General features: G+C 66.1%; 10 protein-coding genes. 3 read left to right on the top strand and 7 right to left on the bottom strand.

Features of this window, described 5'->3' with window-relative positions; all coding sequences use genetic code 11:
• The first annotated feature begins 130 nt into the window (after positions 1 to 130).
• Both CP958_RS24345 and CP958_RS24340 read left to right on the top strand, forming a co-directional pair.
• Positions 131 to 2,785, top strand: a complete 2,655-nt coding sequence (locus CP958_RS24345; RefSeq protein WP_096704752.1) for a glycosyltransferase — start codon at positions 131 to 133, stop codon at positions 2,783 to 2,785.
• Positions 2,786 to 2,952: 167 nt separating this feature from the next.
• Positions 2,953 to 4,932, top strand: coding sequence for a cache domain-containing protein (locus CP958_RS24340; RefSeq protein WP_096704751.1), 1,980 nt, complete (start codon positions 2,953 to 2,955; stop codon positions 4,930 to 4,932).
• A gap of 10 nt (positions 4,933 to 4,942) precedes the next feature.
• On the opposite strand, the gene CP958_RS24335 is transcribed toward CP958_RS24340, so the two are convergent.
• Positions 4,943 to 5,635, bottom strand: coding sequence for an energy transducer TonB (locus CP958_RS24335; protein ID WP_141400628.1), 693 nt, complete (start codon positions 5,633 to 5,635; stop codon positions 4,943 to 4,945).
• Positions 5,636 to 5,827: 192 nt separating this feature from the next.
• Between CP958_RS24335 and CP958_RS24330 the strand changes: the two genes are divergently transcribed.
• Positions 5,828 to 6,472, top strand: coding sequence for a response regulator transcription factor (locus CP958_RS24330; protein WP_170959099.1), 645 nt, complete (start codon positions 5,828 to 5,830; stop codon positions 6,470 to 6,472).
• Between the two features lie 459 nt (positions 6,473 to 6,931).
• On the opposite strand, the gene CP958_RS27435 is transcribed toward CP958_RS24330, so the two are convergent.
• The 6 genes from CP958_RS27435 to pqqD form a co-directional block, all read right to left on the bottom strand.
• Entirely contained in the window at positions 6,932 to 9,229 is a 2,298-nt protein-coding gene (locus CP958_RS27435; RefSeq protein WP_096704748.1) for a NahK/ErcS family hybrid sensor histidine kinase/response regulator, read from the bottom strand.
• Complete coding sequence (gene nosP / locus CP958_RS24320; RefSeq protein WP_242443129.1) at positions 9,226 to 10,374, bottom strand: nitric oxide-sensing protein NosP; 1,149 nt, start codon at positions 10,372 to 10,374, stop codon at positions 9,226 to 9,228. Before nosP ends, CP958_RS27435 begins: the two co-directional genes overlap by 4 nt.
• Positions 10,375 to 10,497: 123 nt before the next feature.
• On the bottom strand, positions 10,498 to 11,004 hold the full coding sequence (locus tag CP958_RS24315) for a urate hydroxylase PuuD (protein ID WP_096704746.1): 507 nt from the start codon (positions 11,002 to 11,004) through the stop codon (positions 10,498 to 10,500).
• Entirely contained in the window at positions 11,004 to 11,129 is a 126-nt protein-coding gene (locus tag CP958_RS27430; protein ID WP_277948897.1) for a hypothetical protein, read from the bottom strand. The genes CP958_RS24315 and CP958_RS27430 overlap by 1 nt, the downstream gene beginning before the upstream one ends.
• Before the next feature lie 215 nt (positions 11,130 to 11,344).
• Positions 11,345 to 12,478: a pyrroloquinoline quinone biosynthesis protein PqqE gene (gene pqqE / locus CP958_RS24305; protein ID WP_096704745.1), complete on the bottom strand. Its 1,134-nt coding sequence runs from the start codon at positions 12,476 to 12,478 to the stop codon at positions 11,345 to 11,347.
• Positions 12,438 to 12,734 (bottom strand): pyrroloquinoline quinone biosynthesis peptide chaperone PqqD, encoded by a 297-nt coding sequence (gene pqqD / locus CP958_RS24300; protein WP_096704744.1) that lies wholly within the window; start codon positions 12,732 to 12,734, stop codon positions 12,438 to 12,440. Before pqqD ends, pqqE begins: the two co-directional genes overlap by 41 nt.
• Positions 12,735 to 12,837 lie beyond the last annotated feature (103 nt).

The following is a 12,837-nucleotide window of genomic DNA, read 5'->3' as shown; positions in this document are numbered from 1 at the left end:
CCCGCCGCCACCGCTCCACCTCGCCCGCTCCCTCCTGACGCTCTCGCGTGGGCGATGGGTCGCGCCGTGAGGAACGACAGGCCCGGATAGACGGTCGCCCCTGCAACTCGATACGGGTACCTCGCGCATCATGCGTCTTTCCGGCTTCGTGGTTCTGCTTCTGATCGTTCTGGGCAATCTCGGCTTCTGGGCGATGATGAATCGTCCCCAGAGCGGCCTGCCCTGGTCCGGCACTCTCAACAGCGTCTCGTTCAGTCCGGGGCGCGCCGACGACGACCCGACCATCGTGCGCAAGCTGCCCTACATGGACGAATGGCTGCTGCCGACCCGCGCCGAGATGGACGAGGATTTGGCCATGCTGGCCGGCAAGGTTCATCAGGTCCGGACCTATTCCACCCTGGAAGGCCTCGATCAGGTGCCGGAGCTGGCCGCCAAGTACGGCCTGAAGGCCCTGCCCGGCGCCTGGCTGGACGAGCGCCTGGGTCGCAACGAGGTGGAGATCGCCAACATCATCCGCATCGCCCGCGACAATCCCAACGTGGACCGGGTGATCATCGGCAACGAAAACCTGACGCTGCACCGCCTGACGCCCGAGCAGATGATCCGCTATCTGCGCAAGGTGCGCGCCGCGCTGCCCGACCGGGTGAAGATCAGCACCGCCGAGGCCTGGGCCATCTGGCTGGACTATCCCGAACTGGCCAGGGAAGTGGACTTCATCACCATCCACACCCTGCCCTTCTGGGAGCCGGGCGGCGTTCCCATCGACAAGGCGCTGGACTTCACCAAGCGCATGGTCAGAGACGTCAAGAACCAGTATCCCGACAAGCCCATCTTCATCGGTGAAGTCGGCTGGCCGTCGGCCGGGCGCAATTACGGCCTGTCCGAGCCGTCGCTGGTCAATCAGGCCATGTTCCTCCGGAACTTCGTCAACTGGGCGCACGAGGAGCATCTCGACTACAACATCGTCGAGGCCTTCGACCAGCCCTGGAAGGTGAACCTGGACAACACCGCGTCGGAAAAGCACTGGGGCATCTACACCGTCGAGCGCCAGCCCAAGTTCAGCTGGATCGGTCCGGTGCTGGAGTTCGAGGAATGGCCGACCCAGGCCATCACCGCCACCCTGATCGCCCTGCTGCCCGTCGTCTGGTTCCTGGGCAAGTGGAAGACGCTGCGGCTGCCGGGCAAGATCTTCTTCGCGCTGCTGGTGCAGTTCGCCTCCACGCTGCTGATCTGGACCATGTCCACCCCGGTGATCCGCGACGTGTCGCCCGGCACCGGATTGATGCTGGGCCTCATGCTGCCCGCCCAGCTATTGCTGCTGATCGTGGTGCTGATCGCCGGCATCGAGGTGACGGAACTCACCTGGGCCAGCAAGTTCAAGCGCCGCTTCACGGCGCTGCCGCCCGATCAGATCAAGCGCTTCCCCAAGGTCTCCATCCATCTGCCGTGCTACAACGAGCCGCCGGCCATGGTGAAGCTGACCATCGACAGCCTGATGGCGCTGGACTACCCGGATTTCGAGATCATCGTCCTCGACAACAACACCAAGGACCCCAAGGTCTGGGAGCCGGTGAAGGAGTACTGCGAGTCCCTGGGCGAACGGGTGAAGTTCTATCACCTCGCCCCCTGGCCGGGCGCCAAGGCCGGCGCGCTGAACTTCGGGCTCACCGTCACCCATCCCGATGCCGAGATCATCGGCGTGGTGGATTCCGACTACATCGTCGACAAGAACTGGCTGCGGGGCCTGGTGCCCTATTTCGAGAACCCCAAGGTCGGCCACGTCCAGGCCCCCCAGGATCACCGCGAATGGGAACACGACCTGTTCAAGGAAATGATCAACTGGGAGTACGCCGGGTTCTTCGATATCGGCATGGTGTTCCGCAACGAGGCCGACGCCATCATCCAGCACGGCACCATGACCATGGTGCGCAAGAAGACGCTGGAAGACGCCGGCCGCTGGGGCGAGTGGTGCATCGTCGAGGACGCCGAGCTGGGCCTGCGCATGATGAAGGCCGGCTATCAGTCGGTCTATGTCCAGGACCGCCTGGGCCACGGCCTGGTGCCCGATTCCTTCATGGCCTACAAGAAGCAGCGCTTCCGCTGGGCCTATGGCGCGGTGCAGATTCTCAAGGCCCACTGGCGCTCGCTGATTCCGTTCAAGAAGACCGGCCTGACCACCGGCCAGAAGTACCACTTCGTCGCCGGCTGGCTGCCGTGGTTCGCCGACGCCTTCTATCTGCTGTTCGCCGTGGCCTCGCTGGCGTGGTCGCTGGGCATGATCGTGGCGCCGCGCTATTTCAGCACGCCGCTGCCCTTCTTCACCCTGCCCACCGTCGGCGTGTTCGTGGCGAAGATCTTCCACCATTTCTTCCTCTACACCACGCGGGTGAATTGCGGCCTGAAGCGCCGCTCGCTGGCGGCCATCGCCGGCATGGGCCTGACCTATTCCATCGCCTGGGCCATGTGGCAGGGCATCTTCACCAAGTCGACGCCCTTCATGCGCACCCCCAAGATGGCCAACAAGGCGGCCTTCACCCAGGGCTTCCTGATGGCGTCGGAAGAGGCCACCCTGGCGCTGCTGCACTACGTCGCCGCCATCGCCGTCCTGATCCCGCGCAACAACTTCACCGACCCCGACGTGCGCATCTGGTCGCTGACCCTGGTGGTTCAGGCCATGCCGTTCCTGGCGGCGCTGGTGGCCTCGCTGATCAGCGTCATGCCCTCCCAGGGGCCGGAGATGCCGGCCCACAGCCACAGCAACGCCAAGCCCGAGGCGGCGGAGTAATCCGTCCCGTCCCGCCGGACAGATCAAGGCCCGCACGGCAAGTGCGGGCCTTTCTTGTTCCCCGTCACATTTTGCAACGCTGATAGACATTTCGCGGACTGGCGCCGCAATGCAGCATCATGCTATCCGTAGGGGATAATACGAACAATACGTTAGGTGTACGCACCATGTTCAATTCGCTTCGTCGCCGCTTCGCCACCATGGGCATCGTCCCCCGGATCATGGCCCTGTCCGTGTCTGGCGTTCTCCTGCTGGGATTGAGCGTCACCCTGCTCAGCCGTTCGCTGCTCTACGCCAGCGCCGCCGATGCGGCGCGCGAGCGGGTGGACACCAACATGAAGGTGGCCTGGGACACCCTGAAGGCCAAGGGCACCACCTTTAGCGTCGCCGACGGCAAGCTGATGGCCGGCGACCACGTGCTCAACGGCAATTTCGAGGTGGTGGACAAGGTCAAGGCCCTGGTGGGCGGCACCGCCACCGTGTTCATGGGCGACACCCGCGTCACCACCAACGTCATCAAGGCCGACGGGAACCGCGCCGTGGGCACCCAGCTGGCCAAGACCGCCGCCTACGACTCGGTCTTCAACCGCAAGACCCCGTTCCGCGGTGAGGTCGAAATTCTGGCCGAGCCCTACATGACCGCCTACGACCCCATCCAGGATGCCGGCGGCAACGTCATCGGCGTACTGTATGTGGGCATCAAGAAGGCGGAATTCCTGACCGCCGCCAACAACACCCTGCAGATGGTGGTGGGAACCACGGTGCTGGTCGGGCTGATGACCATCGCCCTCAGCTGGACCATCGCCAAGCGCAGCCTGGCCCTGCCGCTCAAGCGAAGCATTTCCGCCATGCGGGAACTGGCCGACGGCAACCTCGACGTGGAGATTCGCCAGACCACCCGCCAGGACGAGATCGGCGAGATGATCCGGGCGCTGGAGGTGTTCAAGGAGAACGGCCTCGCCCGCCGCCAGTTGGAGGCCGCCCAGGCCGCAGAACAGGCCGCCCGCAACCGCCGCCAGGAGGCCATCGAGCGCCTGACCGCCGATTTCAACACCAGCGTCTTCGCCGTGCTGAAGGGCGTCACCGCCTCGGCCCACCAATTGCGGGATTCGGCCCAGTCCATGACCTCGGTGGCCGAGGATACCTCGCGCCAGTCCACCGTGGTGGCCGCCGCCGCCGAGCAGGCCTCGGTCAACGTGGAGACGGTGGCCGCCGCCGCCGAGCAGTTGGCCGCCTCCGAGCAGGAGATCGCCCGGCAGGTCGCCACCTCCACCGAAATCTCGCACCGCGCCTCCGAGGAGGCCGAGCGGGTCAACGGCATCGTCCTGTCCCTGTCGGATGCCACCAGCCGCATCGGCCAGGTGGTGACCCTGATCAACGATATCGCCGCCCAGACCAATCTTCTCGCCTTGAACGCCACCATCGAGGCGGCCAGGGCAGGCGATGCCGGCAAGGGCTTCGCCGTGGTGGCCAACGAGGTCAAGCATCTGGCGACCCAGACGGCCCGCGCCACCGAGGACATCGTCACCCAGATCAACTCGGTGCAGGCGGTGACCCGCGACGCGGTCAGCGCCATCGGCGGCATCGGCCACACCATCTCCAGCATCACTGAAAGCGCCTCGGCCATCGCCGCCGCCGTGGAGGAGCAGACCGCCGCCACCGGCGAGATCGCCCGCAACGTCCAGGAAGCGTCCAGCGGCACCCGCGAGGTCACCGCCTCCATCACCCTGGTCAACGAGGGAGCCGCCACCACCGGCGGGGCCGCCCATCAATTGCTGGGCACCGCCGACGAACTGTCGAAGCAGTCGGACCAGCTGGCCACCGAGGTCTCGGACTTCCTGTCCGCCATCAAGACGGCCGGCGACCGCCGTCACAGCCAGCGCCGCCAGTGCCGGACCTCTATCGTTGTCCAGGCCGGCTCCGCGCCGCGGGCGACCGTCACCATGGTGGACGTATCCAGCGACGGCTGTCGCATCGAGACGTCGCTGCCGCAGCCGGTGGGAACGGTCGTCGAAGTCTCCATCGACAACGTTCCGGTGCGGGCCCGTATCGTCGGCTCGGAAGGCAACTTCACCCGCTTCCAGTTCGCCCTGGACGCTGCCACCCAGGGCCGCCTGGAAAGCACCCTGACCCATCTGGCCGCCTGAGAAAAGGCGCTCAGCGCAGGCGAAACGCCACCGTCACATCGAAGGCCAACCGCCGTTCGCCGCCGCCCCCACGGGGCGGCGGATCGAACGGCGCTGCGCTTTCGATGGCTTGGCGCGCCGCCCGGGTCAACTGGGCCGACGCTTCGGCCAGACTGAGGATATCCAGCAAGGAGCCATCACCGGCCAGCAGGATACGCAGCCGCACGTCGCCTTCCTCGCGCCGCCGCATGGCCTGGGGCGGGTAGACCCGATACCGGGCGATGCGCTCGTGCAGACGCCCCACATAGGCTCCGTAATCCACCGCCTCGGCCAAAGCCGCCGGGGCGGCGACCGGGGCGGCGGCAACGGCCGGCGCCTGGGGGGCCGCCTCTCCCGACTCGGGGAGCACGGCGGCCGGCGGGGATGGCCGGGACGCCGGAATGGTCCGGAGCCGGGCGGCGGGAGCCGCATGCGCCGCCGACTTCGCCGGGGCCGGAAGCGGCTCCGCCACGGGAGGCTCGGGAAGACCGCTCGGCACGGGCGGCGGCGGCGCCTCCAGCACGACCTCGACAGCCAGGGGCTCCGGCATCTCATCGGGCCTGGGAGCGGCCTGGAAGCCGATCAGCAGGATCGCCGCTCCGGCATGCAGCAGGGCGGACAGCAGCGCCGCCCCGGAAACCGACCGGTTCCGGGATAGTGCGCCGCCGCCATCCGCCTGAGCCATGAGCAAGGCATGGACCTCCAATACCACCTGCCGAGGATGGCATGGCGCCGCCGGGCGGCGGAATTCGACTTAGGTCCCGAATCCGGGGGCGACGCCGCCCCACGACTGTGGACCTATTGCCAATAGGCGCCTGGGGGGCCGCTTTCCATAATCGTCCCAATGCCGATTCCCGGCGGTGGATACAAGGAAGTCATGCTGGTCCTGGTCGCTGATCGCCACCCCCTGTTCCGCGAGGTCCTGCGGGCCCTGATCGAGGAGGCCCTGCCCACCGCCCGCTGCCTGGAGGCCGCCACCATCGCCGACGTGGTCGACCTGCTGGCGGCCGGCAACGGGGTGCGGCTGATGCTGATCGATCAGTCCCTGGCAGATTCCGACGGGTTGACCGGTCTGGTGCGCCTGTCCATCGCCGCTCCCGACGTGCCGATCATCCTGTTTTCCGGGGTGGAATCCCGGGCGGTGGCCTTCCACGCCCAGGTCTGCGGCGCGGCGGGCTTCATTCCCAAATCCCTGACCCGCGACGCCATGCGCTCGGCCATCGCCGTCGTTCTGGACGGCGGAACCTATCCGCCGCTGGTGGACGCCAAGGGCCGCCGGCGCCCGGAATCGGCCGAGCGGGTCGATGCCCTGACCGTGCGCGAGCGCATGGTGCTGGAAGCCCTGGTGCGCGGCTGCTCCAATAAGCAGATCGCCTACGAGCTTCAGGTTTCGGACACCACGGTCAAGGTCCACGTCTCGTCGGTGCTGCGCAAGCTGCGCGTCCACTCGCGCACCCAGGCGGTGATCAAGACCAAGCGCACCGAGGACGAAGACGGCGCCGCCCACGCGGCCACCGCCTAGAGTTCTTCGCACTTAAGCTGAATCGGAAAGTCGAAGAACTCTTAAGCCCGAGCGGCGCTTGAGCCCTGAAAAAGCTTTTTCGTACAGACAGAATCCTGGAGTGCTTCAGCTTGAAGCTGATGCACTCCAGGCTTGGAATCTATCCGAGTTTGGTGAAATCGGCTTCCCGGCGCCTTGCCCGGGTCCGGCAGCATTCGACCGATACGGGGATACGAAAAAAGCCGGATCGACCACCAAGGCACCAAGGACACCAAGAGGATTTTCTCCGGATGCGCCTTACCCACCCGTTCAACACCCTGCTTCTCAGGCTGTTCCGGGGGCTCCGCCCTCTTGGTGTCCTTGGTGTCTTGGTGGTGAAGCAGCGGCCCCTCCGGCCCCCGAAGTTCAAGCCGGACAGACGTGGATCAAGCTCGGCCGCGACACGTGGGGAGTGCTTCAACCTAAACCTCACGGGCGTCTCTACCGCGCCAGATGGGAGATCAGGGCGCGCAGGCGGGCCGGCTGGACCGGCTTGGGCAGCATGGCGAGGCCCTTTTCCTTCAATCCGGCCCTGAGACCGGGGGTGCGGTCGCTGGTCACCACGAAGGCGGCCAGATCGGCGCCGAAATGGGCGCGCAACTCCTCGATCAGCATGACGCCGTTACTGCCGTCGCCCAGGTGATAGTCGGCCACCACGATGCGCGGCGCTTCGGGCTTTCCCCCCAGCCAGCCGTGCAGCTCGGCCCGCGAGCGGATGGGGGTCACCCGGCACTTCCAGGCGGTCAGCAGGGCGGTGATGGCCTCCAGCCCACTGGGGTCGTCGTCGATGGCCAGCACCGGCAGGCCGCTCAGCGCGTCGCGGTCGGCGGCCGGCACGGCGCCTTGCCCCGTCACCGCCCCGGCGGTGATCCGGTCGGCCAGCGGTACCGTGATGGCGAAGCACGACCCCAGCCCCAGGCGGGAGCGGACCTCCAGGGGATGGTCGAGCAGGCGGGCGATGCGCTCGACGATGGCGAGGCCCAGGCCCATGCCCTTCTCGCGCCGCCGCCCCGGCAGGGCGATCTGCTGGAACTCCTGGAAGATGTCGCCCATCTTCTCCTCGGGAATGCCGATGCCGCTGTCCCAGACGCCGATCAGCAGCCTGCCATCCCACCGCCGGCAGCCCAGCAGGATACGGCCCCGCTCGGTATAGCGCAGGGCGTTGGACAGGAAGTTGCGCAGCACGCGGCCCAGCAGGCGGGGATCGCTGCGGATCACCGCCCGGCAGGGCATGACCCTGAGGTCGATGCCCGCTTCGCGGGCCTGGGGCAGGTATTCCTTGCGCAACTGCTCGAGCAGCGGCCCCACCTCGAAGCCGGCCGGTTCGGCGGTCATCACCCCGGCGTCCAGCTTGGAAATGTCGAACAGGGCGCGCAGCAGGCCGTCGATGGCCTCCAGCGCGTTGTCGATGCTGACCACCAGATCGCGATTGCTCTTGTCCATGGCCTCCTGCTCGGCCAGGGCGGCGACGAACAGGCGGGCGGCGTTGAGCGGCTGGTGCAGGTCGTGGCTGGCGGCGGCAAGGAACTTGGTCTTGGAGGCGTTGGCCAGCTCGGCGGCGATCTTGGCCAGATGCAGGGCCTGGTTGGCGGCGGAAAGCTCGGCGGTGCGCTGGTCGACCCGGCGTTCCAGGGATTCGTTGGCTAGTTGCAGGTCGCGGGCGGCGGCCTTCAGGCGGCTTTCCGAATCGCGCAGTCTGGTATCAGCCAGCTTGCGTTCGGTGATGTCGCTGTAGGTGCTGACGAAGCCGCCATCGGGCATGCGGTTGCTGGAGACGTCGACGATGGTGCCGTCCGACAGGCGGCGCTCGAAGGCGCGCGGCAGCCGGGCCAGGGCGGTTGAAACCCGCTCGGCCACGTGCCGCTCGGGATCGCCCGCCCCGTACTCGCCGCGCAGGGCGTTGAGGCGCAGCACCTCGGAATAATGGGTGCCCTCGCGGATCAGGCCCGGCGGGAAATGGTGCAGGTCCACATAGCGCTGGTTCCACGCCACCAGCCGCAGATGGTGGTTGAACACCGCCACGCCCTGGGACAGGCTTTCCAGGGTGGCCTGCAGCAGTTCGGACTTTTCCGCCAGCTCCCGCTCGCGCCGTTTTTCCTCCATGTCCTTGATATCGGTGATATCGGTATAAAGCGAGACGGTGCCGCCCTCGTCAGTGCGCCGCTCGGTGACCTGGACCCAGCGGCCGTCGCTCAGGCGGTAGATGAACGAGCGGTCGGGATGGTGGTGATAGGCGATGCGCTCGGCGGTCCACTCGTCCTCGCGGCCGAAGGCGTCGCGGATGGCGCCGTTGGCGACGGCATTGTGGATCACCTCGGCGAAGGGCGTGCCGACCCGTACGCTCTGCCCCAGCAGATTGATCAGACCCACGTAATTGCTGTTCCACAGCACCAGCCGGTCATCGGCGTCGAACAGGGCGAAGCCTTCCGAGATGGTCTCGATGGCGTCACGCAGGCGGCGCTGAGCCTGTTCCGCCGCTTCCTTGGCCCGGGACATGTCGCTGTTGACCAGTTCAAGCTGGCGCAACGCCGCTTCCAACTGGATGGTGCGCTCCTCCACCCTGCCTTCCAGCACGATGGAGGCCTGGAACAGGGAAAAGGCGTTGCCCTGCCAGTCGGTGGCGCGCTCGACCCGGTCCATCAGGACCTTGTTGATCTTGCGCAGCTTGGTGTTCTCGTCCCGCAGACGGGCCAGTTCGTCGGCCTCGGCGGTACCGTGGCTGGCCGACATCTCCGTCATCGCCGCCGCGGCCCCAGGGCGACGCCGGTGAAGGTCTGGTTGACATGCATGGCGTTGAACTGTTCGCCATAGGTGTTGAAGCCCACCACGTTGTTGGCGATCAGCAGGTCGCTCATGCGCTGCTTCATCTGGGTGCGCTCCATCTCCAGGGACCGCAGCACGCACTCGCAGCCGATGATCAGCTGCGGCGGACCGATCTCGGTCCGGATGTCGTCGAACACCTGGGCCAGATTGACGTAGGGGTCCACCGTCCGGGCCACCGACAGCACCAGCCCCTCGTCGATGGCGCAGAAGAACGACAGCGAGCCGTCGGGATTGACCTTCTGGATGGACCGCACGTAATCGGCCCCGCCCACCCGCACCACCACGGGATGGGTGGCGAAGATCATCGGAGTGAGTTCCTTGACGTCCAGGCCGACCATGCGGGCGAATTCCCGGCCGGCCGGCTCGGCGTTGATCTCGGTGACGATGCGGCGCAGGGGATCGGCGCCGGTGATCACCATCTTGGTGTCCGAGCCGACGAAGTGCTGGGTCTTGAACACCCGGAAGGGAAACGGCGTGTGCACCAGGGCCAGCGCCGCCATGTCGGAATGGAAACGGCCGTCGCGATAGACCCAGGTGCGGCGGAAATTGAGGTCGTCGCCGGCCGAGCCGCCGAACAGCGGAATCTCGCCCAATCCCGTATGCAGGGCCGACAGCACCGAATCCTCGGCGCTGGACATGCCGTCGATCATCAGCATGGCGAAGGTGCCCTGGGTAAAGCCGGGGCCTTCGGTCTCGGCCATGCGGGCCAGCCCGGCGCGCACCGAGTCGAGCCCGTGGCTGAAGGCGAATTCCGACAACTGGTCGATATAGACGGCGTCGGCGTGGCAGACGTCCCGGCTCATGGACAGGCCGGTCAGCGATCCGGTGCAATAGCCCATGGGGGTGATCTCCCCCGCCGTGGAACAGCCCAGCGTCAGGGTATCGGGGAAAGCCTCCTTCATGGCGGCCCCGAGTTGGTCCAGGTCGAAGGCGGGCGAGCAGAAGAACAGCACGACCGCCATGTCGGACTGGTGAATCTGGGCGCGCAATTCGGCCACGGCGACCCTGGCGTCGGCAGCCTGGCTGAACCCGCGCTTCAATCCGTTGTCGGCGGAGGTCACGTCCGCACGCACTCCCTCGGTCCACCTGTTCGAATGCGGTGGTTGCGGCAAGTATACCTTGCCCTGGCTCAGAATGGTATTTCCGCGGTTGCGCGGTGGCCGGCTATCCATAGGCATAGGCGACTAGTCTAGGAGCAGGCCATGCGCCCCGGCCACCATCAGGAACAGCAGCGGGATCGACAGCATGGTGTTGACACGGGCCGACAGAAAGGTGACGCGCGAACACCTCGCCCGCTCCTCCAAGGGCGCGGAAACGAAGCCCAGAACCTTCTTCTGATGGGGCCACAGCACCAGCCACAGGTTCAGCACCATCACCGTGCCGATCCAGAAGCCCAGGCCGATGGGAACCGCCGCCCCCCTCAGGCTCAGGGCGTCGGCCACCAGCCCGGCGCGCCACAGCATTGCCAGGCCGGTGCACCACACCAGGAGGGAAGCCCAGCGGAAGGTGCCGTGCTCGCGCGACAGCCTCGCCTGGAAATCGTTGCCGGAGGGATCGACCGCCACCGCCTCGCCGGCGAAGGGAACGAAATGGGGGCGCGAGATGAAATTGGCGTAGTTGTGGCCGATCCACACCAGGGCGCCTCCCACGTGGGCCCAGCGCAGCACGGCATCGATCAGTCCATCGGTCATCAGGGATGCCCCAGGGCCAGAAAGCGGGCCAGCAGGGCCACGGCAACGGTCAGTATCAGGCCGCAGGCGAAGGTGCCGCCGACCGAGTCGAAAGGGGTGCGCCGGTATCCGGGCGGAAGCGCCATATTGAACTCTCTCGGGAGGACAACGGGAAGGAAGCCGTCGCCGGCCCCCTTCCCGCCGATGGTCAGCGCACGAAGACGTACGCGGTGACTTCGAAGCCCATGCGCAGGTCGCAATAGGCCGGCTTTTCCCACTTCATGGCAGGTCCTCACGGTTTGAGAGAGATACGCCCAAGCAGCCTACGCCCCCGGCCCCGCCCTCGAAATTGCCAATAGGTCTAAGATGCCGCCCCGGCCTGACGCATGACCAGGGGGCGTGAATTGCGTTGCGGCCGGTGGGCCTCGATGATCGCCTGATCGATCTTGTGATGGAAGGGTGATTTCGAGCAGGCGGGATCGGGATTGGCGGCATCGCCGGTCAGCAGATAGGCCTGACAGCGGCAGCCGCCGAAATCCTTTTCCTTCTCGTCGCAGGAGCGGCAGGGCTCCTTCATCCAGTCGTCGCCGCGATAGGTCTTGAAGGCGGGTGACTCCTTCCATATCCACTCCACCGAATGGTCGCGTACCGACGGGAAGTCCAGACCCTTGAGGATGCGGGCTTCCTGGCAGGGCAGAGCCAGCCCGTCGGGGGCAATGGTCATGATGATCGAGCCCCAGCCGTTCATGCAGGCCTTGGGCCGCCCGTTGAAGTAGTCGGGGATGACGAAATAGACGGTCATCCGCTTGCCCACCCTGGCGCGGAAGGCATTGATGGCCGCCTCGGATTCCCGCAACTCGTCGAGCGTCGGCATCAGTTCGTCGCGGTTGACCAGGGCCCAGTTGTAGTACTGGACGTTGGCGAACTCGACGTAATCGACCCCCAGGTCCAGGGCCAGTTCCAGATAGGCGGTGGTGTGGGCGATGTTCTGGCGCACCACCGGAATGTTCAGCACCACCGGGAAGCCCTGGGCCTTGATCTCACGGATCATGGCGATCTTGTGATCGTGGACCGGCGCCCCTACCAGGGTATTGGTGGTGGTGGCGTCATGGGATTGCAGGCTGACCTGGATCTGCTTCAGCCCCGCCGCCTTGAGCCGGGCCAGCCGCTCGGCATTGAGCCCCACCGTCGAGGTGATCAGGTTGGTGTAGAACCCCAACCCGTCGGCCTCGGCCACCAGTTCCTCCAGGTCGTTGCGCACCAGCGGCTCGCCGCCGGTGAAGCCCAGCTGCAGGCTGCCCAGCGCGCGGGACTCGCGCAGCACCCGCTTCCACTCCTCGGTGGACAGTTCGTTGCGGATGGAGCCGAATTCCAGCGGGTTGTTGCACCACGGGCATTTCAGCGGGCACTTGTAGGTCAGTTCGCAGACCAGCCAGAGCGGCTTGCCCTGTCCGTCAAGCCTGAGCGGCCTTGCGACGGGTCCATCCTTTGTCATTGGCAATCTCCAGGAAGACCAGGATGTCGGCGGCGATATCCTCGTCCGGGCACAGCGCCGACAATTCGGCGACAACCTCGGCCACCAGACGCCCACCGACAAAACGCTTCAGTATTTCACCTGCCGACGAGTTCAGCTTCACGATACCTTCCGGGTACAGAAGGATATGAGCCTGCTCAGACTCCTCCCAACGCAGCATATACATGGGATGAAGCTCAATGACGTCTGTATCCTTGACTTCATCAATACCAGACATGTCAGCCCCTCGTTGGCATTGTACTTTATATTTATTGATACAGAGACCTTGCCTCCGTATCATTACCCGTCGCATCCGGCAGCATTGTGTTTGCCGGGACCTC

The sequence above is a fragment of the Magnetospirillum sp. 15-1 genome (assembly GCF_900184795.1).
Taxonomy (GTDB): domain Bacteria; phylum Pseudomonadota; class Alphaproteobacteria; order Rhodospirillales; family Magnetospirillaceae; genus Phaeospirillum.
This window is presented reverse-complemented; position numbering and strand designations above follow the sequence as displayed.

Excerpts from the sequence above, each read along its gene's own strand:
- pqqE (WP_096704745.1), bottom strand. The coding sequence starts at position 12,478 with ATGACAAAGGATGGACCCGTCGCAAGGCCGCTCAGGCTTGACGGACAG.
- CP958_RS27430 (WP_277948897.1), bottom strand. The coding sequence starts at position 11,129 with ATGGCGCTTCCGCCCGGATACCGGCGCACCCCTTTCGACTCGGTCGGC.
- CP958_RS24340 (WP_096704751.1), top strand. The coding sequence starts at position 2,953 with ATGTTCAATTCGCTTCGTCGCCGCTTCGCCACCATGGGCATCGTCCCC.
- pqqD (WP_096704744.1), bottom strand. The coding sequence starts at position 12,734 with ATGTCTGGTATTGATGAAGTCAAGGATACAGACGTCATTGAGCTTCAT.
- CP958_RS24315 (WP_096704746.1), bottom strand. The coding sequence starts at position 11,004 with ATGACCGATGGACTGATCGATGCCGTGCTGCGCTGGGCCCACGTGGGA.
- CP958_RS24330 (WP_170959099.1), top strand. The coding sequence starts at position 5,828 with ATGCTGGTCCTGGTCGCTGATCGCCACCCCCTGTTCCGCGAGGTCCTG.
- CP958_RS24345 (WP_096704752.1), top strand. The coding sequence starts at position 131 with ATGCGTCTTTCCGGCTTCGTGGTTCTGCTTCTGATCGTTCTGGGCAAT.
- CP958_RS27435 (WP_096704748.1), bottom strand. The coding sequence starts at position 9,229 with ATGACGGAGATGTCGGCCAGCCACGGTACCGCCGAGGCCGACGAACTG.
- CP958_RS24335 (WP_141400628.1), bottom strand. The coding sequence starts at position 5,635 with ATGGCTCAGGCGGATGGCGGCGGCGCACTATCCCGGAACCGGTCGGTT.